This window comes from Microbacterium ureisolvens (assembly GCF_019511645.1).
GTDB lineage: Bacteria > Actinomycetota > Actinomycetes > Actinomycetales > Microbacteriaceae > Microbacterium > Microbacterium ureisolvens_A.
Genome location: NZ_JAEUAX010000002.1, coordinates 207186 through 232408 on the forward strand (window position 1 = coordinate 207186; position 25223 = coordinate 232408).

Genomic DNA, 25223 nt, shown 5'->3' on the forward strand with positions numbered 1-25223 from the left:
CGCAGCGGGTGTTCGGCGGCTCAGGCCAGGGTGAGAACGGTCCACGACACCGGCGGCAGCGTGATCGTGACGGTCGCCTCGCCGATCTCGACGGAGGTGTTCGCCTTCGGTGTCACGCGGTCCTGGTGCGCGAGGGTGTTCGCGGCGTGGATGTCGTCGTCGAAGAGCGAGATCGCCTCCGCGCGGCCGACGCCGGCCAGGGCTCGGGTGTCGATCTCGAGGGTCACCTCGTCGGTGAGGCTCCGGTTGACGGCGAAGATCGTCGTGCCGCCGTCGTCGTGCGTAGCGACGGCGTCCACGAGGCTCACCTCGCCGTACTCCTCGGTCGCGTAGGTCGGACAGTCCAGTCGCAACTCGAGGGCGGTGCTGCGCGCCAGCTTCGAGGTGAGCGAGAACGGGTAGAACGTGGTCTGCCGCCACGCCGGGCCGCCGGGCTCGGTCATGATGGGCGCGATGACGTTGACGAGCTGTGCGAGGCTCGCCGAGGTCACGCGGTCGGCGTGACGGATCAGCGAGATCATCAGGCTGCCGAAGACGACGGCGTCGAGCACCGAGTACGAGTCCTCGAGCAGACGGGGCGCGACGGGCCACGTCTGGACGTCCGTGATCTTGTCGACATCGTTGTAGCGGGACTGGTACCAGACGTTCCACTCGTCGAACGAGATGTTGATCGTCTTGTCGCTGCGGACGACCGCCTTGACGGAGTCGGCCGTCGCGACCACGGCGTCGATGAAGCGGTCCATGTTGACGCCCGACGCGAGGAAGCTCCCGTAGTCGCCGCCCTTGGGCTCGTAGTAGGCGTGGCAGGAGATGAAGTCGACGTCGTCGTACGTCTTCTCCAGCACGACGCGCTCCCATTCGCCGAACGTGGGCATCTGCGCACCCGAACTGCCGCACACGACGAGCTCGAGGTCGGGATCGACCTGCCGCATGGCCGCCGCGGTCGTCGCGGCGAGCTGGGCGTACTCCTCGGCGGTGCTGTGGCCGAGCTGCCACGGTCCGTCCATCTCGTTGCCCAGGCACCACATGCGGATGTCGTGGGGCTGCGGACGCCCGTTCGCGACGCGCTTGTCGGCCCAGAAGGTGCCTGACCGCAGGTTCGCGTACTCGAGGACGTCGAGTGCCTCGAGCACTCCCCTGGTGCCGAGGTTGATGGCGTACATCAGTTCGCCGTCGACCTTGTCGAGCCACGTCGCGAACTCGTCCAGACCGATCTCGTTGGTCTCGGTGGAGTGCCAGGCGAGGTCGAGCCGTCTCGGTCGCTCGTCGCGCGGGCCGATGCCGTCCTCCCAGCGATAACCGGAGACGAAATTCCCGCCCGGATAGCGGACGGTCGAGACACCGAGCTCACGCACCAGCTCGATCACGTCGTAGCGGAACCCGTCCTCGTCGGCCGTCGCGTGCGACGGCTCGTAGATCCCGTCGTAGACGCATCGCCCGAGATGCTCGACGAAGGAGCCGAAGAGACGTCGATTGATCGGACCGACCACGAAGTGCGGGTCGACGGTGAGGTGTGCGCGGAACATTCTTCTCTTTCAGGGCGTGGGGAACGGGGCGAGCGAGACGGGTCAGATCACTTCAGGCTTCCGATGGCGAGACCGCCCCGCCAGTACTTCTGCAACGCGAGGAAGGCGATGATCAGCGGGATGACCGACACGAGCGAGCCGAGGATGATGATGCTCCAGAGCGTCTGCCCGCCTGCGGCGCCGTACGTGGACGCCGTCGACTGCCACACGCCGATGCCGACGGTGACGGGGAACAGCCGGTTGTCCGAGAGCATGACCAGCGGCAGGAAGTAGTTGTTCCACGACGCCACCACCGACAGCAGCAGCACGGTCACGATGGCAGGCCGCAGCATCGGCAGCGCGACCTGGAGGAACGTCCGGAACTCCCCCGCGCCATCCACGCGCGCGGCGTCGAGGAGCTCGTCGGGCACGGCATCCCGGGCGTACACGTTCATGAGGTAGACACCGAACGGGTTGAGCAGAGTGGGAAAGATCACCGCCCAGATCGTGTTGGTCCAGCCCACCTGCGCGAAAAGGACGAAGGTCGGGATCACCAGCGCGGTGGTCGGCACCATGACAGCGCCGAGCAGGATCGCGAAACCGGCACGCCGTCCGGCGAACCGGTACTTCGCGAACCCATACCCCGCCAGGACAGCGAGCACCGTGGCGCCGATCCCGCCCACGATGGCATAGAGGGCGGAGTTCGCCAGCCATCGCGCGTAGATCCCTCCGCCGTAGGTGAACAGGTCGATGAAGTTGTCGACGTAGTTGATGTCGTCCGCGAACCAGAGCGCGCTGTCGCCCCCGAAGAGGCCGGCGGCGGTCTTGGAGCTGTTGACGATCAGCCACCAGAACGGCACCAGGAAGTAGACGACCAGCAGCGCCAGCACGATGTTCAGCGACACACGCCCTCCGGCGCGCGGGGCCGACCGGCGCTCCACGAGCTTGCGCGGCTTGCCGCGGGTCTCGGTGATCTCAACGGGCGTGGCACTCATTCGAAGAAGCTCCCTCGCTTGCGGGTTGCGAACAGGAAGATGTAGACGCAGACGAAGACGACGGCACCGAGGGCGAACGAGATCGTCGCGCCGTAGTTGTAGTTCGCCAGCGAGAACGCCTGCTGGAAGGCGTAGATGTTGGGCGTGAAATCGTTCGGGATGGATCCCGCGGCGAGGTCCTGAAGGATCTTCGGCTCGTTGAAGAACTGCAGGGTCCCGATGAGGGCGAAGACCAGAATGAGCAGGAGCGCCGGCGAGAGGAGGGGGATCTTGATCCGCCAGATGATCTGCCACTGCGAGGCGCCGTCGATGCGTGCCGCCTCGTACAGGGTCGGGTCGATCCCCTGCAGCGCCGCGTAGAGGATGATCATGTAGTAGCCGGCCCATTGCCACGTGACGATGTTGAGCAGGCCGTAGAAGATCAGGCTCTTGCTCAGGAAATCAGGGGCCTCAGCTCCGAAAATTCCGAAGATATCCGCGAGCGGGCCGAAGTTCTCGCTGTACAGGAACCCCCACATCAGGGCACCGATCACCGTCGGGATCGCGTACGGCATGAAGATCATGAGCCGTGAGAACCGGGCGAACCGGGTGACGATGATGTCGAGCATCAGGGCGATGGCGAGCGACAGCGCCATCTGCAGCGGGATGAGCACCAGCGAGAACCGGATGACGAACCAGACGCCGTCGAGGAAGGACGGGTCCGTGAAGGCCTTGGCGTAGTTGCCGAACAGGACGAACCTGGTGCCGCCGATGAGCGACTTCTGGAACAGGCTCAGGTAGAGGGCGTAGCCGATGGGCAGCACGAGCATCGCCAGGAAGACGATCGCGAACGGGCCGACGAAGAGCCATCCGAAAAGGTTCTGACGCGCGGCGGTGGAGCGACGACCCCCCTTCTTGTTGAGAGGGCTCGCCTCCTTCTTCGTGACGGGTGTTGAGGTTGAGACGGTCATGATTTCTCCAGGTCAGAAGCGAGTGACCAGGGGGCCGGTCCGCGCGAGCACGGACCGGCCCCCGTGTCATGTCACTTGACGGTGAAGCCCTGCTCCTCCGCGTAGGCCACGACAGCCTCCTGGAGGGCGTCGGCAGCTTCGGAACCCGTGGCGGATCCGTCGTTGATGTTCTGGATCTGCTCCGTGAGGGTCTGGTAGTAGAACTGCCCGAGCGGCGTGTAGGTCATGCCCTTGTAGGCGTTTGCCGCCGGGACGTAGACCTCTTTGTTGGCCTGCTGGCCGCTGAAGAAGGGCACCTCGTAGTCCTGGAACTCAGGCGAGTCGAGCACGTTCACGTTGAGCGGGAAGATGATCTGGTTCTGCCAGCCCTCGTCGAGCGACGCCTGGTCTGCGTAGACCCCGAAGGCCACCTTCGCCGCCAGCTCAGGGTCGTCCGCCTGGCTGCTGACCGAGAACGCCGAGCCGCCCCAGTTGATCGCGATCGGGTTGGCCGGATCCCACTGGGGCAACGGCGCAGCCGCCCACACGCCCGCGTCCGCACCCTCGCCGACGCCCGCACCCTGGAGATAGCCGGGTGCCCAGGCCGCCGAGAGATACGTGGCGTAGTCGCCGCCGATGACGCCGGCGATGTACTCAGGGGTGAACTGGTCCTCGGTGCCCACCAGGTCCTTCTGGACCAGGCCCGCCCAGTAGTCGAGGACTTCCTTGATCTCCGGGCTGTTGAGGTTGATGCCGATCTCGCCCTCATTGGCGGGGTCGTACTCGAACGGCTCTGCACCGTTCTGATACATGTACGCCGTCACCGCTGCGGGCTGGTTGGCAGCGAAGCTCGCGAAGACCGGGCCTCCGGCATCCTTGACCGTCTGCGCGGTCGCCTCGAACTCCTCCCACGTCGTCGGCGGCGTGATGCCGTACTGCTCGAAGATGTCGGTGCGGTAGATCATGCCCATCGGGCCGCCGTCGATCGGCGCACCGTAGATGCCGTCGCCCACCGAGACGTCCTTCCAGGCGCCCTCTCCGAAGTTGTCCTTGACGTCCTCGTAGCCGAGGTCCGACAGGTCGATGATCGCGTCCTGCGCCTGGAACACCGCGATGCGGTCGGCCTCGACCATCATGACGTCCGGGGCGCCGCTGCCGCCCGAGATCGCCGTCTGGAACTTGTCGTAGGCGTCGCCACCGGCGCCCACGTTCGTCCAGCAGACCTGGACGTCGTCGTTCTCCTCATTGAAGTTGTCGACGACCGCCTCGGAGTTGGGGTACCACGCCCACAGCGTGACGACAGGTGCGTCGGGGTTCTTGATCTCGTTGGAGCAGTTGGATGCGTCTCCACCGCCTCCGTCGCCGTCACCACCGCCGGCGGTGCAGGCGGCGAGGGCACCGGCCACTGCGAGCATCGTGATCGCAGCAAGGACAGGCTTCGTCTTCACTGGAGTTCCTTTCGGTTTTGCGGGACTTCTTCGTCGGTGCGCGACCGTTGCGGTGCTCCGGGTCACTCGGGAGCAACTCGTTCCTCCGCGTGGTCTACAACGTTGTAGAGCAACGTTGTACACACTGTCGCATCGGCATCCTGCCGTGTCAAGGGAGTTGAGGAATTTTCTTGAGTGCGCGCGAAACTTCCGCCGGTCAGTAGTCGACCGGAGCAGGTCCCAGATCGCGCAGCAGCGCCGCGAGCGCGGCGTACGCCTCGTCCCGGTACGCGGCGAGCTCTGGCGCTCGCTCCGCCGGAGTCGCGAGGAAGCCGCGACCGGATTTCACGCCCTTCTCCCCCCGCTCGACTCGCTCGCGAAGGATCGTCGGCGCGGCGAAGCGGTCGGGGTACGCCTCATGAAGCGACCCGTAGCAGAAGTCGTACACATCGAGGCCGGCGATATCGGCTATGGCGAAAGGCCCGAAGAACGGGAGCCGGAACCCGAAGGTGGTCCGCGCGATCAGATCGACGGCCTCCGGCGTCGCCACGCCCTCCTCGACGAGTCGCGCCGCCTCGGTGAACAGCGCGTACTGCAGGCGGTTCAGCACGAACCCCGTGACGTCGGTGATGGGCACGCCCACCTTGCCGCACTCGCCCAGCAGCTCGACGACCCTGTCCACCGCGCTCGGGTCTGTCCCCGCGTGCGGGATGACCTCGACGCCGGGGATGAAGGTGGCGGGATTGCTGAAGTGCACGCCGAGGAATCGCGTCGGGTCCTCGACGGCCTGCGCGAGCGTGCCGATGGCGATCGTGGAGGTGTTGCTCCCGACGAGCGTGTCGGCGCGGCAGCTCCCGCTGATGCGGTGCAGCGTCTCGTGCTTGAGTTCGAGGATCTCGGGCACCGCCTCCTCGACGAAGTCGACGTCGGCCACGGCCTCCTCGATCGACGAGGACGCCGAGACGTGCTCCGCCACCCGGTCGGCGGCGTCCGGGGGGAAGATCCCGCGCCCGCCGTAGTCGGCCGCCTCACGGATGAGACGCTCTCGGCTGGAGTGGGCGAGCTCAGCGCTGGCATCGGCCAGGACGACGTCCCTGCCTGCGAGGGCCAGCACCTGGGCGATCCCGCCGCCCATGTAGCCGGAGCCGACCACGGCCACCTTCGAGATCATCATGCCTCCTTGTCGTATTCGTCGATCAGCCGGACTTTCGCCGCGGATGCCGACCCGGGATCGAACCGGTGCTCCAGCCACTCGTCGACGAGCTTCTTCGCGAGCTCCAGGCCGATGACCCGCGCACCCAGGGTGAGGACCTGTGCGTTGTTGCTCTTGACCGAGCGCTCCACCGAGTAGCTGTCGTGGGCCGTCACGGCCCGGATTCCGCGCACTTTGTTCGCGGTGATGGCGACCCCCAGCCCGGTGCCGCAGATGAGCAGCGCGCGATCGGCGTCACCTCGCGCGACGATCGACGCCGCTTTCACCGCCACCCGCGGGTACGGCGTCGCCTCGGCGCTCGCCACCCCGACATCCACGACGCTGTCCACTCGAGGGTCGCCGGCGAGCAGCTCTCGCAGCACCTCCTTGTAGGCGAAGCCGGCGTCATCGGCGCCGACCACGATCCTCCAGCCCATTGATCACTCCGATCCCTTGAAGTCCGCGACCCACCCGGCGAGGGCGGCCGCGATGATTGAGAACGACACGGCACCGGGGTCGGGATGCCCGATGCTTCGCTCGGCCAGCGGACGCGCACGGCCCCGGCGCGGACTCATGGCGGAAGTCGCCTCGGCGCCCGCGCGGGCGGCGGTCGCCGCCGCGGCGAGCGCATCCGCGATGCCGCTCCCCGCGTGCACCCGCTCCGTGAGCGTCTCGTCGAAGGGGGCCATCGCATCGAGCATGGTCTTGTCGCCCGGCTCCGCCCCGCCGAGCGCCGCCACTCTGGCGTGCGCCGCCGCGACCGCCGTCGCGACATCGGCCGCGGTGAAGTCTTCGGGCGACCCGAGGGAGAGCCCGACCTCCGCGAGCGCGGCGCCCCAGAGGGCCCCGGACGTGCCCCCGGCGGTCTCGGACCACGCGTCTCCGGCGCGCTGCAGCAGCTCCCTCACGCCGATGGCCGCGTCGGCGGACTCCGCCGCCTCGACCGCAGCGGTGAGGCCTCGCGTCATGCCTATGCCGTGATCCCCGTCTCCGGCGATCGCGTCGAGTTCGCCCAGACGGTCCGCTTCCGCCGCGATCGCGTCCCGCGCGCCGACCAGCATGCGCCGCGCGATCTCGGCCGCCCTACGGGAGGCGGGTGTCGCCGGCGGCGCCGGGGCCGCCCCGGCGGGCGCGGGTTCGGCGGCGGCGGATCCGCGGGGGGCCGTCGGTCTCACGGTCGGCGCCTCCGCGGACACGCGTCCCTTCCGCAAGGCCGGCGCGGAGGCCGGGGCCCGCCACAGCTCCTCGAGTTCGTCGTCGAGCCAGAGCAGGGTGAGCGAGACACCCGCCATGTCGAGGCTGGTGACGAATTCTCCGCACAGCGGTTCCACGACCTCCACGCCTTGCGCCTCGAGGTGATCCACGACGTACCCGAAGAGCACGAACAGCTCCTCGTACTTGACCGACCCGAGTCCGTTGACGATCACCGCGGCGCGGCGGCCGTCATGGGGCCGCTCCTCGAGAAGAGGCGCGGCCAGGGTGACGGCCAGCTCGGCCGCCGGCTGCAGGGGCACATCCCGGACGCCGGGCTCCCCGTGGATGCCGAGGCCGATCGACATCTGCCCCGCGGGAACCTCGAACAGAGCGTGGTCCGCACCGGGGAGCGTGCAGCCGGCGAACGCGACGCCGTGGCTGCGGGTGCGGCTGTTGGCGCGGGCGGCGAGACGTTCCACCTCGTCGAGCGGATCCCCGCGCTCTGCTGCGGCACCGGCGATATGGAAGACGCAGACGATGCCGGCGATCCCGCGCCGTTCGTCGGCCGCCTCCACCGGGGCGCTCGCGACATCGTCGGTGATGAGCACGGTGCGCGCGTCGATCCCTTCGTCGCGCAGCCGCCGCTCGGCCTCGCCGAAGTGGATCACGTCCCCGGCGTACCGGCCGTAGGTGAACAGGATGCCGCCGCCCGCGTCGGCGGCATGCGCCACGCGCAATGCCTGAGCTGTCGACGGCGAGGTGAAGATGTTGCCGCACACCGCGCCCGCGGCCAGGCCCGACCCCACGTAGCCGGCGAAGGCGGGGTAGTGCCCGGATCCGCCGCCGATGAGCACCGCCACCTTCCCGGGCTCGAGCGGGTTCGCACGCACGACGCCTCCGTCGACCAGCGAGATCTCGTCTTCATGAGCGCGCGCGAAGCCTCGGAGCGCGTCTGGGACGAACGCGTCGGCGTCGCCCAGGACGCGGGTCATCGCGACACCGCCGACGCGCCGGTCTGACGCACTCTGCTGACGCCTGCCGCGTACTCCCGTCGGGGCAGCACGCGGTCGCGCAGGTAGTCGCGGTTGGTGGCGCTCACGCTCAGTCCGTCTCCGCCGTAGTGCTCGACGCAGATGATGCCCTGGAAGCCGTTGCGCAGGGCGATCTTCACCGCTTCGCGATAGTTGATGACGCCCAGTTCGAGCGACGTCGGGACGGTCGAGTACAGACCGGCGGCGGCATCCTCGTCGCGGGAGTAGTTCTTCACGTGCCAGAAGTTGGCGTACGGCATGGTCGCCTCCGCGATCGCCCGCCAGTCCTCGACCGGCTCGTGAAGGCGGATGAGGTTGCCGATGTCGGGGTTGAGGCCGACGGCGTCCAGGCCGATGTCCTCGACGAGGCGCACGGAGGACTCCGCGCTGCCCAGGAACGTGTGCTCGTACATCTCGAGCGAGAGCAGCAGCCCCGCCTCGTCCGCATGCCGGCCGAGCTCACGCAGCCGTCCGACGGCGAGCGCCCATGCGTCATCGTCTCCGAAGGGGTCCCGGTGCCCGTCGGCCGTCCAGAACCACAGCTGCTCGCGCTGGGCGGGAGTGAGCGCGCGATGAAGCCCCACCGAGACGACCGGGATGCCCAGCTCCGCAGCGAAGTCGATCGTGCGGTGCGCGTAGGCGAGGTGCTCCTGACCGTGCTGCTCGTCGATGACGCTGCGGCGGATCGCCGAGAGGGAGACTGCGGTCAATCCGGTTGCAGCGAGGCACTCCCGCAGGGCCGCGACGTGGTTGCGGTCGAGGTCGCCGTACCGCGTCCAGGAGTCCGTGAGATCGACATCGGAGAACCCCGCGTCGCTCACTTCCGAGAGATCCGACAGCCAGCGCTCTGCAGATGACTCCGGCCCGTCGACGGGGTGGGCATCGCCGAGCGGAAGCAGCGCCGCCGCGATCGGCCAGTCGTTCGAACTCAGCATTGTCTCGTCCTCGATGACGTCATACCCGCAAGGTACACTAGTTTACAACGTTGCATTTCTTCGTGGCACGAATGGTCGGCGAACGGGCGGACGGCCGCGGGTCCGGCCCGGCGGGCAGTAGAGTACAGGGGTTCGAACGGCAGGCGGGAGCATCGATGGGACCGACGATGCATGACGTCGCACGGGTGGCCGGCGTCTCTATCAAGACCGTGTCCAACGTGATCAACGACTACCCCCACGTGCGCCCGGGAACACGCGATCGCGTCAATGAGGCGATCGAGCAGCTCGACTATCGCCCGAATCTGTCGGCGCGCGGGCTCCGCTCCGGACGCACCGGCGTGATCGGCCTCGCCGTCCCGTCACTGCGCGAGAACTACTTCGCCGAGCTCGCCGACTCCGTGATCCGCGCCGCCGAGAAGCGCGGGCTCGGCGTCATGGTCGAGCAGACCAGCGGTCAGCGCGAGGGAGAGCTGCTCGCGGTGTCGACGAGCCGTCCCCGCTTCCTCGACGGCCTCCTCTTCAGCCCGGTGAGCCTCGGACAGGAGGATGCCGCGGCCCTCGCTGTCGAGGGGCCGCTCGTCCTGCTGGGCGAGCGCATCTTCGGCGGGCCGACCGACCACGTCACGATGCACAACACCTCTTCGGCGGAGGCCGCGGTGGAGCATCTGCTCGAGATCGGCCGCCGCCGGATCGCCTTGATCGGCGCAGACCTTCACGGGGGCGTCGAGGCCAGCTCGGCGAACCTGCGGCTCAAGGGGTATCTGCGCGCGCTGGAGCGCGCCGGCATCGAGCTGGACCCCGCCCTCGTGCGTCCGACCGAGATGTCTCGATGGAACCGCGCCGGAGGCGCCGCGGCAGCGCATCTGCTGGTCCGCGAGGGCGTGGAGTTCGACGCCGTGTTCGCGCTGAGCGACACCCTCGGACTCGGCGTGCTGCGCGCGCTGGACGAAGAGGGGCTGCGCGTGCCGGACGACGTCGCGATGATCGGGTTCGACAACATCGACGAGAGCAAGTGGTCGGTGCCCTCCATGACGACGGTCGACCCCGGCCGCGACGAGATCGCCGCGATCGCGGTCGACCGGCTCATCGAGCGCATCAACGAGAAGGGCGAGCGGCGGCCGCCCGAGACCTTCAAGCCCGATTTCCGCATCGTGCGTCGCGAGTCGACCGGCTTCGTCAGCACGGACGAATAGTGCTCGTCAGATGACCGACTCGCTCCACGGGTCCGGGTTGCCGAAGCGGTGCGCGGTGATCGTCACCGACTGCTCGTGGAGGAACGGCAGCAGCTCGAGCCGGCCGGCGGTGGTCACCTCGTTGTCGTAGACCGCGAGGTCGGGGTCGCCGCCCGACGCCTGCGCGACGAGGGCGCGCAGTGCCGCGACCGACTCAGACCGGCCGATGAGCCGCACACGCGCCGGCCGCGGCTCGGGGTCGGCGTCGGCGGCGGCCGCGACGACGTCGACCGCCGTGAGTCGCTCGAGCCACTGCTCGTCGGTCTCGACGAAGACGGCGACGTCCTCTTCCGCGAGCACGCGGCGCACGGCGGCAGGCAGACCGACCGGGCTGCTCAGCGTCAGTCGCGATCCTGAGCGCAGGCCCGCGATCACCACGCGGAGCACGGCCTGCCATGATGCGTCCGCGGTGGCGCGCAGCGCGACCGCCGGGATCGGGCGGTAGCGGAAGAGGTTGCGCTCGATGCCGAGACCCGAGACGTCCTTCACCTGTCCGAACTCGCGGTCCCATGCGATCGCGTCCGACAGGGCGCCGCGGCGGAGCCACTCGAACGCCTCGTAGTCCAGCGACGGCTGCGCAGCCTCGATGAGCGCGACGATGCGGGTGTCGAGACCCCGCAGGTGCAGCGTCGCCGACGCCGGGGCGCCCGAGGTGGCGCGCCAGCGGCCGAGCCCCACGAGATAGTTCGGGCCGCCGGCCTTCGCTCCGGCGCCGACCGACGAGCGCTTCCAGCCGCCGAACGGCTGGCGCTGCACGATGGCGCCGGTGATGCCGCGGTTGACGTAGAGGTTTCCCGCCTGGACCCGGTCGAGCCACAGCGCGAGGTCGTCGGGGTTCTGGGTGTACAGGCCCGCGGTGAGCCCGTAGGCGACGGCGTTCTGCAGCTCGATCGCGTGGGCGAGCGACGACGCGTGCATGATCCCGAGCACCGGCCCGAAGAACTCCTCGCGGTGGAAGCGCGAGCCGGGCTGCACACCGGTGCGGATGCCGGGGGTCCAGAGCCGCCCGTCGTACTCGGGGGCCGCGTCCACGCGCCGGGGCTCGACGAGCCAGGACTCCCCCTCGTCGAGGGTGGTGAGCGCCCACTGGAGCTTGCCGCGCGGCACCTCGACGACCGGCCCGACCTCGCTGAGCGGGTCGGAGGGTGCTCCCACGCGGAGGGAGGTCGCAGCATCCACCAGCTGACGCGCGAAGCGCTGCGAGTGGCCGACCGGACCGACGAGGATCGCGAGCGACGCGGCAGAGCACTTCTGGCCGGCGTGGCCGAACGCGCTCTTGATGAGATCGGATGCCGCGAGGTCGAGGTCGGCCGTCGGCATGACGATCATCGCGTTCTTGCCGCTGGTCTCGGCCAGGAGCGGGAGATCGGGACGCCACGAGCGGAACAGGGCCGCCGTCTCCCACGCCCCGGTGAGGATCACCCGGTCGACGTCGGGGTGCGACAGCAGCGCCTGCCCGAGGCCGCCCTCGTCGATGTCGACGAGGGCGAGCACGTCGCGCGGCACGCCCGCCTCCCACAGCGCCTCGGCGACCACCGCGGCGCAGCGCCGGGCCTGCGGCGCGGGCTTGAACACCACGCCCGATCCCGCGGCGAGCGCCGCGAGCACGCCACCTGCGGGGATCGCGATCGGGAAGTTCCACGGCGGTGTGACGACGGTGAGCCGAGCTGGCTCGAACACCGCGCCGCTCACGCGATCGAGCTCGCGTGCGGTGGCGGCGTAGTAGTTCGCGAAGTCCACGGCCTCGCTCACCTCGACGTCTGCCTCGGCGAACACCTTGCCCGTCTCGGATGCGGCGACCTCGATGAGCTCGCCGCGGCGGGCCTCGAGGGCGTCGGCGGCGGCGGTCAGCACCAGGCTTCGCTCGGCCGCGGGGAGCGCACCCCACGCCGGTGCCGAGTCCCGCACGCGCGCCACGATGCCCTGGAGCGTGGACTCGTCGGTGACGCGGGCCTCCTCCACCGTGGCGTCGCCCGCGCGGGAGGTCTCGATGCGCGACAGGATGCTGCGCGCCCAGGCCCGGTTCGCGGGCAGCGCCGGATCGCTGTCGGCGGTGTTGCGGAATCCCGGTGCGCCCGCGACCCGGGCGGCGGACTCGCGCGGCGCGAAGACCGCTGTCTCGACGAACGCCTCGGCCCCGAAGACCTGCTCCGGGACGGAGCGCTCGACGGGCGCGGTGTCGCCTGGAACGGCCGAGCGTGCGATGCCGATCACGGCTTGCGTGAGGCCGGATTCGTCCGACGTGCCGGCTGCTCGGCGCAGGCGCGCCTGGGCGCGCGGGGATCCGGCGCCGGCGGGTCCGGAGAGGGCGGTCGCCTCCGCCGCGCGGTCCTGGTGCCGGTTCGGCCCGGTCGCGAGGGCGGGGTCGTCGGCGCGGGCGAGGGATGCGAGGAAGCGGTCGCGCTCGCGCTCGAACATGGCCGGGTCGTCGGAGAGATCGAAGGCGGCCGAGAGGAAGTTGTCGCTCGAGGCGTTCTCCTCGAGGCGCCGCACCAGGTAGCTGATCGCCACGTCGAACTCGTCGGGCCGCACGACCGGCACGTACAGCAGCACATGGCCGACCTCGCGCGTGACGGCCTCGACCTGGCCCTGCGCCATGCCGAGCAGCATCTCGAACTCGACATCGTCGCGGACGCCGGCTTCACCGGCGAGCAGCCAGGCGTACGCGATGTCGAAGAGGTTGTGCCCGGCGACACCGATCCGCACCGCCCGGGTGTGCGGCTTCTGGAGGGCGAACCGGAGGCACCGCACGTAGTTGGCGTCCGAGTCGACCTTCGCCCCGTAGGTGGCGAGGCTCCAGTCGTGCATGACCGCGTCGACGTGCTCCATCGCGAGGTTGGCGCCCTTCACGAGACGCACCTTGATGCGGGCGCCGCCGTCGTCGACGCGCTCCTGCGCCCACGCGGTGAGCCGCTCGAGCGCGGGCAGCGCGTCGGGAAGGTACGCCTGCAGCACGATGCCGGCCTCGAGCTGCCGCAGGCGCGGATCTTCGAGGAGGCGCTTGAACACCGCGATCGTGAGATCGAGGTCGCGGTACTCCTCCATGTCGAGGTTGATGAACGTCGGGCCGTTCACCGAGCTCGTCGGGGAGGCCGCGGTCAGGTACAGCGGCCGCAGGCGGTCGACGACCTTGTCTACGACCTCGTCGAACGCCCACATCGAGATGTGGCTGGCGATCGCGGACACCTTCACCGACACGTAGTCGACGTCGGGGCGGCGGATCAGCTCGTGGATCCCCTCGAGCCGGCGCAGCGCCTCCCGTTCGCCCAGCACCGCCTCGCCCAGCAGGTTGAGGTTCAGTCGCGCGCCGCTCTCGCGGAGCGCAGCGATCGCGGGGCCGAGCTTGTCGGGACGCGCGTCGACGACGAGGTGGCCCACCATCTCGCGCAGCACGCGGCGGGCGATGGGCACGACCGGCGACGGCAGCACCGGTGCGAGCGCGCCCCCCATGCGAACGGCGCCGCGCAGGTACCACGGCAGGAACTCGGGCACGAGAGGCGCGACGCGGTGCAGATGGGATGCTGCGGCCGACAGGCTCTCGGGACGCATCACGCCGTCGACGAACCCGATGGTGAATGGCAGGCCGTTCGGATCCTTGAGCACACCGGCCAGTCGCTCGGCGGCCGGGTCGACCTCGACCTCCGCACTCTCCGCGACCCACCGCTGCGCCAGCGCGACGGCCTCGACGGTCAGGCGCTCGTCGGATCGGTCTTCCATTCGCACTCCAGCTGTCACCTCGTCGGTCTCCGTGCTTCCAGCCTGCACCTCATCGTGCGCGATCGGCTCCACATGCTGCATGAGGTCAAGGGTGCGGTATCCATTCATTCGTGAAAAGCGATGATTTACGATCTATATCGTTCGCCATTGTCGATGGGATAGGGATGTTCGAACTGCGACGCCTGCGACTGCTCCACGAGCTCGCGCTGCGCGGCACGCTGGCGGCCGTCGCGGAGGCCCTCTCGTACAGTCCGTCCACGATCTCGCAGCAGCTGGCGCAGCTCGAGAAGGAGGCCGGCGTCGCGCTGCTCGCGCCGGAAGGACGCCGCGTTCGCCTCACCGAGCACGGCCGCGTCCTCGCGGCGCACGCGACGCGGGCGCTCGACCTCGACGAGCAGGCGCGCGGCGAGCTCGAGTCGCTGCACCCGGGACTCGCGCCTGTCCGTGTCGCCGTCATGCAGACCGCCGCGCTCGCCATCGTTCCGGCCGCACTCGCACTCCTCGCTGAGCGCGCGCCCGACCTTCGCGTCGAGCTTGTCGAGATGCCGCCGGAGCTCGGGCTGTTCGAGCTCTCCGCGCGCGGTGTCGATCTCGTCATCGCCGAGCAGTACCCGGGCCACACGCGCGCCCACGCGAGCGGCCTCGAGCGCGACGCGCTCGGCACCGACCCGATCCGTCTGGCCGTGGCATCCGTCGATCCCGCCCGCTCGCTCGGCGACCTGCGCGAGCGCCCGTGGGTGATGGAGCCTGCCGGCACCGCCGCGCGCCTCTGGGCCGTCCAGCAGTGCCGGGCAGCCGGGTTCGAGCCCGATGTGCGGTACGAGCTGGCCGACCTCTCCGCCCATGCGCGTCTGGTCGCGGCGGGCCAGGCCGTCGCCGTCCTTCCCGACCTGCTGTGGGAGGGTTCGGAGATCCCGGTGTCGCTGCTCGATCTGCCGGGTCGGCCGGCGCGCGAGATCTTCACGGCCCAGCGCACGGCCTCTGGCGCCCGTGCGGGCATCCTCGAGGTGCGGCGCGCCCTGCGCGACGCGTTCCCCGTGCGGCGGACGGATGCCCCGCCCCTGGGCCCCTAGACAGCCGCGGGGCGTGCGGGGGCAGGGCTCCAGCATCCGTCTCCCGTGTCAGGTGCGCTCGCGACGCTCCGGCGGAGCCGGCGGCCGGGTGATCTGGTCACGTGCGACCTCGTCGCGCCCGTCCGCGTGGCCGTCGTGGCGGTCACTGGAGCTGTCGACGTAGGGGTCGACGTCGTCGGCCTTGCGCATCGACTCCGCGTGCTGCCGGCGCAGGTCTTCCGCTTCGGCGCGGTGGTCGTCGACGCGTCCCGCGCGTCGTTCGGCGTCCATCGAGGCTTCGGCGGCCCGCGCCTTGGCATCCTCGGCCGCAGCGGCGGCCGCGGCCGCGTCGGCGCGTGCGCGTGCGGCCTCCGCCTCGTGCTGCCGCGCCTGCAACTCGGTCTCCCGGGCATCTTCACGCATCTTCTCGGCGCGGGCGTGCTGGTGCTCCCTGCGACGCTCGCGGCGTCCGCGTGCGGTGACCAGCAGGGCGACGACGACGATGGCGAGCACCACGACGATGCCGACGATGATCCAGATGAGGGTGGTCGTGTCCACGGCTCCTCCTTCTCCCTCCGACGCCGGCGGGGTACCGGCGCCACCGCTGTCAGGCAACTCCGCACGCCCGTCGGCCGCAAACCCATTGCGCAGCCGCAGCCGCTGCGCTACTCCTGGCGCTGTGGCGCCTTAGGCATCCGATGCCCGCGCGCATAGGATGAGGCTCTCGCCGACGCAGTTCCCCCGCCATCCGCCACGCCCCCCGAAGGACTCGCGTTGACAGATACCCCCGCAATCCTCTTCGACCCGGATCGTCCCCGCGATGACGGCGAGACGCTGCGGCTGCAGGAATGCTCGCAGGAGCAGATCCGCACCATCGGGCGCATCCAGTCCCACGGCGCCCTCTTCGGCATCGACGAGGCGACGGGTGTCGTCGTCGTCGCGAGTGAGAACGTCGAGCACTGGCTGGGACGTGATCTGCGCGAGACGGGCAGCGACACCCTGTCGTGGGCCATCAGCCAGGGACTGGCCGTCGATCCCGTCCGCGCGGAGTTCGAGGGCACGGTGTACGACGTGATCGCGCATCGCGGCACTGTCCCGCTCATCGTCGAGCTCGAGCCCGTCGTGCCCGAGCTCGAGTACGTCCGCACGGGCGTCGTCGGCGCGATCCAGCGACTGGCCGCAGTCACCGACCCCGACCAGCTGCGCCAGCTGGCCGCCCGCGAGATCAAGGCCATCACGGGCTACGACCGGGTGATGTGCTACGAGTTCCACGACGACGGGCACGGACAGGTCGTCGCCGACGAGCGCGAACCCGACATGGAGCCGTATTTCGGGCTGCACTTCCCCGCGTCGGACATCCCCGTGCAGGCGCGCGCGCTGTACGTCGAGAAGCGCTCACGGGTGATCGCCGACACGGAGGACCAGGGACTCGCCCTCCACACGCTCCTGCCCGAGGACACCCCGCTCGACCTCGGGGGCACCGAGCTGCGCGCCGTGTCGCCGCACCACCTCCAGTTCATGCGCAACATGGGGCAGGCGTCGACGGTGTCGTTCGGCCTCGTCATCGAGGACCGGCTCGTGGGCATGTTCACGTGTGCGCACCGCACCCCGCGACGCATTCCGGTGCTGCTGCGCCGGGCGCTGGAGGTCATGGCGACCCAGGTCGTCACGCAGCTCGCCGCCGCCGAGCAGATCCGGCGTCTCCGCCGGCAGCTCGAGGCCCGGGAGCGGCGGATCGCCATCATCGCACCGCTGTACGGGCGCGGCGATGCCGGTGCCGTGCTGATGAGCGGCGAGCGGACCGTGCTCGATGTGGTCCCCGCCGACGGCGCTCTGCTGCGGATGGGCGACGCCGTCCACACCGTGGGAGTCGTGCCGCCCCCGGCGCGCCTGTTCGCCGTGATCGACGAGCTCGGGCCGGGAAGGCTGCTGTGGGAGGCGCTTCCGATCGAGCGCCCGGAACTCGCCGTCGAGGTCCCGGGCGTGACGGGCCTGCTCATCGTCCCGCTCGGCGGCGACGGCGATGCGCTGGTCTTCGTGCGCAGTGAGGTCTCGCGCACTGTCGACTGGCTCGGCGACCAGCGACCCGAGAACCGCGACACGCCCCTCTCCCCTCGCCGATCGTTCTCCGCGTGGCGTGAGAGTGTCACCGGCCGCAGCCTCCCGTGGGGCGAGCACGCGCAGGACGCGTTCGATCTCGGTGAGGAGATCAGGTCGGCCATGATCGCGCGCACGCAGGCGGAGCTCGCCGAGCTCGCGCTGCGCGATGCGCTCACGGGTCTGCACAACCGCCGTTTCCTGGATGACCGGCTGGATGAGCTGCTGAGCGGCTCAGAGGCCGCGATGGCCGTCGTGTTCCTCGACCTCGACGACTTCAAGCTCATCAACGACACGCACGGTCACGAGATGGGCGACGCCGTCCTGGCCGCGATCGGTCGCCGGCTGAGCGGCGTGGCCCGCAGCTCCGACATCGTCGTGCGGCTGGGGGGCGACGAGTTCGTGATCGTGTGCGTCGGTGCCGGACCGGAGGAGGCCGCCGCGATCGCGGGTCGCGCGCTCGCCGCGATCACCGAGCCGATCATCGTGCGGGGCGTGGAGGTCGCCGTGGGCGCGTCCGCGGGCGTCGTGGCGGCCGAGCGCGGAATCACTCCCGGAGGGTTGCTGGATGCTGCGGACGCGGCGATGTACCGCGCCAAGCGCGGGGGCGGCGGCCGCGTCTCAGCGTGACGGGAGCTCGGGCTCGGGGAGGACCCGCAGCCCCGCCGATGAGTTCGCGGCGTCGATCAGGTCCTGCAGCCAGAGCCGGTTGATCTCGGGCATGGGTCCCTCGTACTCGAACCGCAGTGAGGTCACCGGAGAGATCCAGACGGCCTGACGCAGCGAGGTGTCTGCGTCGACGTGCGCGAAGGAGAGATTCTCCCGGCGCCGCAGCTTCGCCATGATGACCAGCTCGAGGTGAGCGAGCGTGCGATCGTCGATCGTGAAGGACGCGGGGGGTGCGCCGTAGTGAAGTATGCCCACGTATCGATCCTATGGGCGGGCGGGCGCAGGTACGCTGGGGCGATGGCGATCGTGAACCGGCTCACCGTCGATGGACGCGACTACTTCCTGCCCGACCCCGTGTCGGAGTTGAAGACCAAGATCCTCGAGGCGATCAAAGCGGGGGGCGGCTATGTCAACGTCCCGCCGCTGCGCGGTGGCCCGGGCGTCGACATCCTCTTCTCTCCCGGCATGCCCGTCACGTGGTCGCAGTTCGAGGTCGGCGAGGCGCCGGCTCCGGTCGACGAGCCGGACGACGAGCTCGCCGACTACGAACTCTGACCCGCTGCTGCTCGCCGGTCGCACCCGCCCGCGGGGCGCGGTGAGATCCGCGGACTGAAGCGAGTCGGTCGGCCGCCGCGCCCTCGGGGCACCGGTCAGACCGCTGCGAGCAGGGCGTCGATCTCCTCCGACGGCATCGGGAGCCCCCACAGGTAGCCCTGTCCGAGGCCGCAGCCGCGCTCGCGCGAACGCCGGAGGTCTGCGACGGTCTCGATGCCCTCGGCCACCACGCGCCAGCCGTGTCGCGCGCTGCTTTCCACCACGGCGGCGACCGCGTCGTGGGCCTCGGCATCGTCGCGCTGCGTGAGCGATCGGTCGATCTTGACCTCATCGATCGGCAGCCCCTCGAGCATGGCCACGGTGGCATCGCCGCCGGCGTAGTCGTCGACCGAGATGGCGATCCCCACGGCCCGCAGCGCCTGCATCGCCGTGATCATCTCGGGACGCAGCTGGGGCGTCGGCGCTTCGGTGATCTCGACCGTCATGCCGGCCGGATCGATGCCGAGCCGGTCCAGTCGCGCGACGATGGTGTCGGCGTATCGTGTCGAGAAGTGCGCGGGAGAGGCGTTGACCGACAGTCCGAGCGGGTGGCCGGACTCGCGCCATCGCGTCACCTGTTCGGTCGCCCGGGCGAAGACATGCAGGTCGATCTCGTCGAGGAAGCGCCCCTCCTCTGCGAGCGGGATGAACGTGTCGGGCCGGACGGCACCCAGCAGCGCGTGGTTCCAGCGGCAGAGCGCCTCGACGGCGACGGGATCCGCCGCCACCTCGGCATCGGCCGGCCCGGTCGGGTCGAGGTCGTACTGCGGCTGGAACGCGATCCACAGCTCGCCGCTCGACAGCGCCGCGCGCAGGTCACGAGTGAGCTGTGGAGGACGAACCATGCCACCAGCGTCGAGGACGTTCGCATGCGGGGGCAACACCGGACACGGGCACATAATCTGCGTATACTACGCCGCACCTTGCGCCGACGGCCGAACGCGCACACCGGGCTGCCACGGGGACTAGGGTGGGGGCGATGGGCACGCTCACCTACGACACCCGCGTCACGACGTCGATCGACGACCGGATCCTCGCGCATCTGCAGGCGGTCATCTGGGCCAAGCTGCGTCGCGGCGAGTCCTTCCCGTTCACCTGGAGCGACCCGACCCGCGCGGGCCTGGGCCGCACGTCGGTATGGCTGAGTCCGAACGTCTCGCTGGCGTTCGAGTACTTCGGCGGTCGACAGCCCCGCCTCAACCCGGCTTGGGTGGACGCACTCGCCAAGGCAGCGAACTCGCCTGCGGGCCTCACGATCGTCCCGGAACCCGACAACCCCGCCGGACCCTGATCGTTCCCTTCCGCTCGGGATCACCGCCGCGGGGATCATCGCGGCGATGTCGCTGATCGCCACCGCCATCCTGCGCTGACGGGTCAGTTCCAGACGCTGGGCGCCTGCGCACGCGTGGGAGGGAGAGCGGATGCTGCAGCCCAGTCGTGCACCCATTCCTCCACCTCGGGAACACCCTCGGGCCGGCCGATCGCCGCGAAGAGCTCCTCGTGCGACAGTGTGCCGCCGGAGCGCTTCATCATGCGGGCGCGGATGATCGCGCGGGCGTACACCTCGCCGGCGACGACAGCGCGATGCTCGAGGTAGACCGCCTTGTCGTCGTGCCCGATCATGCGCGACTCGACGTCGAACTTCTGCCACAGGTTGAGCGACTTGCGGAACGTCACGGTCTCGCTCGAGACGACGGCATACCAGCCGTACTTCTTCATGACGTCCCACAGGCCGGTGCGCACGAGCAGGTCCCATCGGCCGAGGTCGAACAGCGACAGGTAGCGCCCGTTGTTCATGTGGCGCAGCAGATCGATGTCGGTGAGCAGTGTGGTGAGCCGGATCCGGCTGATCTCGTGGGGGCCGAGCCGCCGGCCACGCCGCAGCCGCCGCCGCGCGGTCACCATCACCATCAGGGTGCGCCACATCACGTTCACGAGGTGCGATCGTAGCGATCCTCGCGGGGTGCGCGGATTCGGTTGTCGATTCCCGACAGGGCCCAGAAGTGACCGCGGAACATGCGCACGCGCGGAGGTCCGCAGCATCCTTTTGTCAACCCCTGTTCACCCGGTGTTCCCTCGATTTCGGGTCTCGCGCCGACGCGCGTAGAGTCTGGCCCATGGAAGCCGAAACCCAGACCGACATCGTCGTCCGTCCGGTGCGCGACGTCGACGCGGAGGCCCTCGGGCGCGTCCACGCGACCGCCTGGCACGAGACGTACGACCACCTCATCAGCAAGGCCGCCCTCGAGGCCGTATCGCCCAAGCGCCTCGCCGAGCTCTGGACGCACTGGGCCGTCCAGGGTCCCGAGTTCAAGATGTTCGCCGCCCTCGTGAACGGCGAGATCGTCGGGTTCGCCGGCTCCGGTCCCGCACGCGACAAGGACGCCCCGCGTTTCCGCGAGCTGTACTTCATCTACCTGCTCGACGCCTACCACGGCACAGGCATCGGCCAGAAGCTCTTCGACGCGGTCGTCGAGCCGGCCGAGGGCCTGTACCTCTGGGTCGCCGACGACAACCCGCGTGCGCACCGCTTCTACACGCGCAACGGCTTCACGCTCGACGGGGCCACGCACACCGAGCCCTTCCTCGGCGAGACCCTCACCGAGGTGCGCTTCGTGCGCTGATCCACCGCTGTTCCGAGGGGGCGTGTCCGGTTCGCCGGGAACGCCCCCTCGCCGTCTCGCCAGGCGGGCACCCACCCGCCGCGCATCCGCAAGACTGGACCCATGCCGCCTCGCACCGCGCTCACCGTCTGGCCCCTCGAGGGCATCCCCGAGATCGAGGCCGGCGCCGACCTCGTCGATGTCATCGCCCGCGCAGCGGACGACGAACTCGCGCACGGCGACATCCTCGTCGTGACTTCGAAGATCGTCTCGAAGGCCGAGGGCCGCTTCGTCGTCGCCGACGACCGCGAAGACGCCATCACGTCCGAGACGGTGCGGGTCGTGGCATCCCGGAGCACCCCCAACGGCGCGACCACGCGCATCGTGCAGAACCGGCTCGGCATGGTCTCCGCGGCCGCGGGCGTCGACGCCTCGAACACCCCGGCGGGCACCGTGCTGCTGCTGCCGGTCGACCCCGACGCCTCTGCCCGGGCGATCGCCGCGGGCTTGCGCGAGCGGCTCGGCGTCGAGGTCGGCGTCATCGTGTCGGACACGCTCGGCAGAGCCTGGCGCGAAGGTCAGACCGACCACGCGATCGGTGCCGGCGGCGTGCACGTCTTCGAGGATCTCCGCGGGGGCACGGATGCCGAGGGCCGCCCGCTCGTCGTGACCATGCCCTGCGTCGGGGACGAACTGGCGGCAGCCGCGGACCTCGTCAAGGGCAAGGCGAGCCGGCGCCCCGTCGCCGTGGTGCGCGGGCGCGCCGACCTCGTCGGCGCACTGGACCTGCCCGGCGCCCGTTCGATCGTGCGCCCTCTCGAGAAGGACATGTTCCGCCTCGGGGCCGACGAGGCCTACGCCGAAGGATTCGCCGCGGGGCTTGCCCGCGGCCGCGACGCCGAAGAAGAGGCCTTCAGCTCCGGACCCTGACCGCTGCCGGTCGGGTTTGGGGCGCGTCCGGCGCATTCGGGGCGCGCGACGTGCGCCCCGAGCGACCACCGCGCGCCCCAAACCCGACCGCGACGACGCGAAGACCGACCCGCCGTCGCAGAGTCGCGACGACGGGTCGGAAACGGATGCTGCGGCTCAGCGCCCGGAGGTCAGCACGGCCTCGCCTGCCGACACCTGCACGGTAATGGTGCTCGAGGCGCCGGGCGTCGAGCCGATGTTGTTGTCGAACTGGCCCGCCGACACCTCGGAGGTCACGTGGTACTCGCCCGCGGGCACAGTGAGTCGCAGCGAGCCCGCGCTCACATCGAGATCGACCATGTCCGGCTGCGCGCCCGTGAGCGTCGCGTCGAGGGAGCCCGCGCTCACCGTGAGGTCGGCCTCGCTCACGCCGTCGAGCTCGAGCGTGCCGCGACCGGCGCTCACGTCGGCGCTGAGCGACTCCGCGGAACCCGAGACGTCGAACGACCCCGCCGCGAGCGACAGGCCCAGCGCGCCGAACTCTCCGTCGGTCACGAACTCGCCGGCCGCGAGCGACACGTCCGCATCCAGACCCTCGAGGGAGGACGGCAGCCGCAGGACGGCGTCCGCTCCCCCGTCACCGAACCAGCCGCGCCAGCCGAACCAGCCGAAGCGGTCGGGCGACGAGACCCGGAGCGTGTCGCCGTCGCGCTCGAGAAGCCACGCGTCGGCGTCCCACGAGCTCGTCACTTCGAGCTCGGCGTCGCGAACGTCGGAGAACTCGACGCGCAGCGTGCCGGCGGCGGCATCGACGGCGAGTTCGTCGACGCCCGCGGCGTCGACCGCACGGGTCGAGGTGTGCACGGATGCCGAGGCGATGGTCCCGACGGCGGCCGAGATCGTCGCGCCCAGGAGCACGATGCCTCCCAGCACGATCACGACGATCGCGACGGCGCGTGATCCGCCGGAGGAGGGCCGCGGCGGCTCGACGGGGCTGTCAGGTGCCACGGGAGGAGGAGTGAGTGTCGTGCTCATCGGTTCGTTCCTGTCTGCGGCCCGGGGCCGCGCGTGGGAGCAGGCGGCATCGGGCCGCCGTGCTCGAGGTGGGCGATCGCGGCGAGCACGCGCCGGTTGCCCGATTCGTCGGGTTCGAGGTCCAGCTTCTGGAAGACCGCGGTGATGTGCTTCTCGACGCTGCCCTCGGTGACGTGGAGCGTCTTGGCGATGGCCTGGTTGGACCGCCCTTCCGCGATGAGGGCGAGCACCGAGGCCTCGCGTTCGGTGAGGCGCAGCATCCGTTCGTCCCTCGTCCGCCGGCTGAGCAGCTGCGCGACGACCTCCGGGTCGAGCACCGTGGCACCCGCGGCGATGCGCTCGATCGCCTCGAGGAAGTCGGTGACGTCGGCGACGCGGTCCTTGAGGAGGTAGCCGAGCGCGCCGCCGCTGGACGAGATGAGGTCGGCGGCGTACCGCTCCTCGACGTACTGCGAGAGCACCAGCACCGCCAGCTGCGGCAGCCGCGCCCTGAGCGACAGCGCCGCGCGGATGCCCTCGTCGACCCACGTCGGCGGCAGCCGCACGTCGAGGATGCAGAGGTCGGGCGCCGTCTGGTCCACGGTCTCGTCGAGCCGCGAGGCGTCGGGCAGGGCGGCGACCACCTCGTGGCCGGCGTCTTCGAGCACCCGCACCAGGCCGGCGCGCAGCAGCGCCGAGTCCTCGCAGATCAGGATGCGCACGGGATGCTCACCTCCACGCTCGTGGGTCCGCCCGCGGGGCTGTCGATGCGCGCCTCGCCGCCGGCCGCGAGCACGCGGTTGACGATGCCGTCGAGGCCGCCGCCGGGGATGACCCGCGCGCCGCCGACGCCGTTGTCTTCGACGCGGGCCCACAGCATGCCGGGCTCGCGCAGGCGCGCGACCACTCGCACCTCGGTCGCCCGCGAGTGCTTGGCGGCGTTGGTGAGGGCCTCGGCGATCACGAAGTACGCCGCGGCCTCGGTGTCTCGGCTGCAGCGGCCGTCGAGGCGGACGTCGGTGTGCACGGGCACGACGGAGCGGGCGACGAGAGCCGAGATGGCGGCGTCGAGACCGCGATCGTCGAGGACGGACGTGTGGATGCCTCGTGCCAGCTGTCGCAGCTCCGTGATGGCCGCCTTCGTCGAGGTGTGGGCCTCGGTGATGAGCGCCTTCGCGGCTTCGGGGTCGGCGTCGATCTTCTGCTGGGCGAGCCCGAGCGTCATGCCGACCGAGACGAGGCGCGGCTGCACGCCGTCGTGGAGGTCGCGCTCGATGCGCGTGCGCTCGACGTCGGCCGCGCGCACGGCACCGGCGTGCTGCTGGCTCGACATGCGGGCCGCGGCGGCGAGCTGGGCCTCGCGCGAGGGCACCATGATGGCCCGCGCGATGATGCCGTGGAGCACACCGAGCCCGATGAGCGCGGCGGCCGAGAACAGCGCGGCGAAGATGCCCACCGGGACGGCCCATGCCAGCGGCACCTCGATGCCGGTGCGCGCGAGGCGCACGGCGCTCGCCTCGGCGAACAGCGGCGCGAACGTGAGCACCGCGCCCGACACGAGGATCCCGGCGAGAGCCACGACGACCCAGCCGAGGATCGTCGAGATCGCGAGGTTCGCGATGGCGCGCCACGTGCCGGGGTCGATCGTCTGCATCCAGAGCGTGCGGAGGAAGCCGCCGAACCCGGGCCGTCCGCTCGAGCGCGGACGCAGCCGAGGGAGCCCGAAGCGGTACAGGCCCTCGACGCGCTCGGTCTCGAGCCAGCCGAGCGCGAAGAGCACGTAGACGAGCCCGACGAGCACCACAAGGCCGATGCCGACGACGAACACCAGGCCGATGCCGACGCCGAGGAGCGTGAAGAGGAGGGAGAAGGCGGCGACGCCGAGGACGCCGAGCGCGGCGAGCTGCGCGATGGCGCCCGCCACCTGGGCGGGCCGCGTCACCGGGCGGACGGGAGGAGAGTCCGAGGAGGTCATGTCACCAAAGTTAGGCGTGCCCGCCGCGCCGCGCGCCCGAGGCATCCGGAGACTTCTCTTCGGGTTATCCCCCGTCCCATGCCCCTCTGACGGTCGTGTCGCGCGTTTGGGGCGCACGAGGTGTCGTCGGGGCGCGCGCCGCACGCCCCGAGG

Annotated in this window: 23 protein-coding genes; 7 read left to right on the forward strand and 16 right to left on the reverse strand. The window is 70.4% G+C overall.

From position 1 onward, the window contains the following. Nucleotides 1-20 precede the first annotated feature (20 nt). The 8 genes from arfA to JNB61_RS05140 form a co-directional block, all read right to left on the reverse strand. The gene (gene arfA / locus JNB61_RS05105; RefSeq protein ID WP_220338937.1) at nucleotides 21-1526 is read right to left on the reverse strand and encodes an arabinosylfuranosidase ArfA; all 1506 of its coding nucleotides are present in this window, start codon (nucleotides 1524-1526) and stop codon (nucleotides 21-23) included. A gap of 47 nt (nucleotides 1527-1573) precedes the next feature. Further along, nucleotides 1574-2500, reverse strand: a complete 927-nt coding sequence (locus JNB61_RS05110; protein WP_220338938.1) for a carbohydrate ABC transporter permease — start codon at nucleotides 2498-2500, stop codon at nucleotides 1574-1576. After that, complete coding sequence (locus tag JNB61_RS05115) at nucleotides 2497-3450, reverse strand: carbohydrate ABC transporter permease (RefSeq protein ID WP_223214635.1); 954 nt, start codon at nucleotides 3448-3450, stop codon at nucleotides 2497-2499. Before JNB61_RS05115 ends, JNB61_RS05110 begins: the two co-directional genes overlap by 4 nt. Before the next feature lie 71 nt (nucleotides 3451-3521). Then, entirely contained in the window at nucleotides 3522-4877 is a 1356-nt protein-coding gene (locus JNB61_RS05120) for an ABC transporter substrate-binding protein (RefSeq protein WP_220288516.1), read from the reverse strand. A gap of 196 nt (nucleotides 4878-5073) precedes the next feature. Further along, nucleotides 5074-6030, reverse strand: coding sequence for a 3-hydroxyacyl-CoA dehydrogenase family protein (locus tag JNB61_RS05125; RefSeq protein ID WP_220338939.1), 957 nt, complete (start codon nucleotides 6028-6030; stop codon nucleotides 5074-5076). After that, entirely contained in the window at nucleotides 6027-6485 is a 459-nt protein-coding gene (locus JNB61_RS05130; protein WP_159841392.1) for a ribose-5-phosphate isomerase, read from the reverse strand. The genes JNB61_RS05125 and JNB61_RS05130 overlap by 4 nt, the downstream gene beginning before the upstream one ends. Before the next feature lie 3 nt (nucleotides 6486-6488). Continuing rightward, nucleotides 6489-8234 (reverse strand): dihydroxyacetone kinase family protein, encoded by a 1746-nt coding sequence (locus JNB61_RS05135; RefSeq protein ID WP_220338940.1) that lies wholly within the window; start codon nucleotides 8232-8234, stop codon nucleotides 6489-6491. Next, the gene (locus tag JNB61_RS05140; RefSeq protein ID WP_220338941.1) at nucleotides 8231-9208 is read right to left on the reverse strand and encodes a sugar phosphate isomerase/epimerase family protein; all 978 of its coding nucleotides are present in this window, start codon (nucleotides 9206-9208) and stop codon (nucleotides 8231-8233) included. Before JNB61_RS05140 ends, JNB61_RS05135 begins: the two co-directional genes overlap by 4 nt. Before the next feature lie 167 nt (nucleotides 9209-9375). Between JNB61_RS05140 and JNB61_RS05145 the strand changes: the two genes are divergently transcribed. After that, nucleotides 9376-10401 (forward strand): LacI family DNA-binding transcriptional regulator, encoded by a 1026-nt coding sequence (locus JNB61_RS05145; protein ID WP_223214636.1) that lies wholly within the window; start codon nucleotides 9376-9378, stop codon nucleotides 10399-10401. 6 nt (nucleotides 10402-10407) lie between these two features. Here the strand turns inward: JNB61_RS05145 and JNB61_RS05150 are convergent, their stop codons facing one another. Beyond that, nucleotides 10408-14157, reverse strand: a complete 3750-nt coding sequence (locus tag JNB61_RS05150; protein WP_223214637.1) for a proline dehydrogenase family protein — start codon at nucleotides 14155-14157, stop codon at nucleotides 10408-10410. A gap of 164 nt (nucleotides 14158-14321) precedes the next feature. On the opposite strand from JNB61_RS05150, the gene JNB61_RS05155 reads away from it, so the two are divergent. Then, nucleotides 14322-15230 carry a LysR family transcriptional regulator gene (locus tag JNB61_RS05155; protein ID WP_220338943.1) on the forward strand — a complete coding sequence of 303 codons (909 nt, stop codon included), beginning with the start codon at nucleotides 14322-14324 and terminating at the stop codon, nucleotides 15228-15230. Between the two features lie 48 nt (nucleotides 15231-15278). Here JNB61_RS05155 and JNB61_RS05160 read toward each other — a convergent pair whose 3' ends face one another. Further along, nucleotides 15279-15767, reverse strand: coding sequence for a hypothetical protein (locus JNB61_RS05160; protein ID WP_222855142.1), 489 nt, complete (start codon nucleotides 15765-15767; stop codon nucleotides 15279-15281). Nucleotides 15768-15983: 216 nt separating this feature from the next. Between JNB61_RS05160 and JNB61_RS05165 the strand changes: the two genes are divergently transcribed. Then, nucleotides 15984-17936, forward strand: a complete 1953-nt coding sequence (locus JNB61_RS05165; RefSeq protein WP_220288509.1) for a sensor domain-containing diguanylate cyclase — start codon at nucleotides 15984-15986, stop codon at nucleotides 17934-17936. Here JNB61_RS05165 and JNB61_RS05170 read toward each other — a convergent pair. After that, complete coding sequence (locus JNB61_RS05170; RefSeq protein ID WP_220288508.1) at nucleotides 17928-18230, reverse strand: DUF7882 family protein; 303 nt, start codon at nucleotides 18228-18230, stop codon at nucleotides 17928-17930. The genes JNB61_RS05165 and JNB61_RS05170 overlap by 9 nt on opposite strands. A 42-nt stretch (nucleotides 18231-18272) precedes the next feature. On the opposite strand from JNB61_RS05170, the gene JNB61_RS05175 reads away from it, so the two are divergent. Continuing rightward, complete coding sequence (locus JNB61_RS05175; protein ID WP_159841374.1) at nucleotides 18273-18530, forward strand: hypothetical protein; 258 nt, start codon at nucleotides 18273-18275, stop codon at nucleotides 18528-18530. Nucleotides 18531-18625: 95 nt separating this feature from the next. Here JNB61_RS05175 and JNB61_RS05180 read toward each other — a convergent pair whose 3' ends face one another. After that, complete coding sequence (locus JNB61_RS05180) at nucleotides 18626-19414, reverse strand: EAL domain-containing protein (protein ID WP_220338944.1); 789 nt, start codon at nucleotides 19412-19414, stop codon at nucleotides 18626-18628. A gap of 134 nt (nucleotides 19415-19548) precedes the next feature. Between JNB61_RS05180 and JNB61_RS05185 the strand changes: the two genes are divergently transcribed. Then, complete coding sequence (locus JNB61_RS05185) at nucleotides 19549-19860, forward strand: DUF7882 family protein (RefSeq protein ID WP_159841370.1); 312 nt, start codon at nucleotides 19549-19551, stop codon at nucleotides 19858-19860. An 83-nt stretch (nucleotides 19861-19943) separates the two neighbouring features. Here the strand turns inward: JNB61_RS05185 and JNB61_RS05190 are convergent, their stop codons facing one another. Beyond that, nucleotides 19944-20504 (reverse strand): acyl-CoA thioesterase, encoded by a 561-nt coding sequence (locus JNB61_RS05190; protein ID WP_220338945.1) that lies wholly within the window; start codon nucleotides 20502-20504, stop codon nucleotides 19944-19946. A gap of 182 nt (nucleotides 20505-20686) precedes the next feature. Here JNB61_RS05190 and JNB61_RS05195 point away from each other — a divergent pair, with 182 nt between their 5' ends. Both JNB61_RS05195 and cofE read left to right on the forward strand, forming a co-directional pair. Continuing rightward, nucleotides 20687-21193, forward strand: a complete 507-nt coding sequence (locus tag JNB61_RS05195) for a GNAT family N-acetyltransferase (protein ID WP_116195563.1) — start codon at nucleotides 20687-20689, stop codon at nucleotides 21191-21193. 102 nt (nucleotides 21194-21295) lie between these two features. Then, complete coding sequence (gene cofE, locus JNB61_RS05200; RefSeq protein ID WP_220338946.1) at nucleotides 21296-22102, forward strand: coenzyme F420-0:L-glutamate ligase; 807 nt, start codon at nucleotides 21296-21298, stop codon at nucleotides 22100-22102. Nucleotides 22103-22258: 156 nt separating this feature from the next. Here the strand turns inward: cofE and JNB61_RS05205 are convergent, their stop codons facing one another. Genes JNB61_RS05205 through JNB61_RS05215 form a run of 3 tightly spaced genes read right to left on the reverse strand, consistent with a single transcriptional unit; the run spans nucleotide 22259 to nucleotide 25070 of the window. Continuing rightward, a complete protein-coding gene (locus JNB61_RS05205; RefSeq protein ID WP_220338947.1) occupies nucleotides 22259-23116 on the reverse strand; it encodes a hypothetical protein in 858 nt (285 codons plus the stop codon). Further along, nucleotides 23113-23817, reverse strand: coding sequence for a response regulator (locus JNB61_RS05210; protein WP_220338948.1), 705 nt, complete (start codon nucleotides 23815-23817; stop codon nucleotides 23113-23115). Before JNB61_RS05210 ends, JNB61_RS05205 begins: the two co-directional genes overlap by 4 nt. After that, on the reverse strand, nucleotides 23805-25070 hold the full coding sequence (locus JNB61_RS05215; protein WP_220338949.1) for a sensor histidine kinase: 1266 nt from the start codon (nucleotides 25068-25070) through the stop codon (nucleotides 23805-23807). The genes JNB61_RS05210 and JNB61_RS05215 overlap by 13 nt, the downstream gene beginning before the upstream one ends. Nucleotides 25071-25223: the final 153 nt, after the last annotated feature.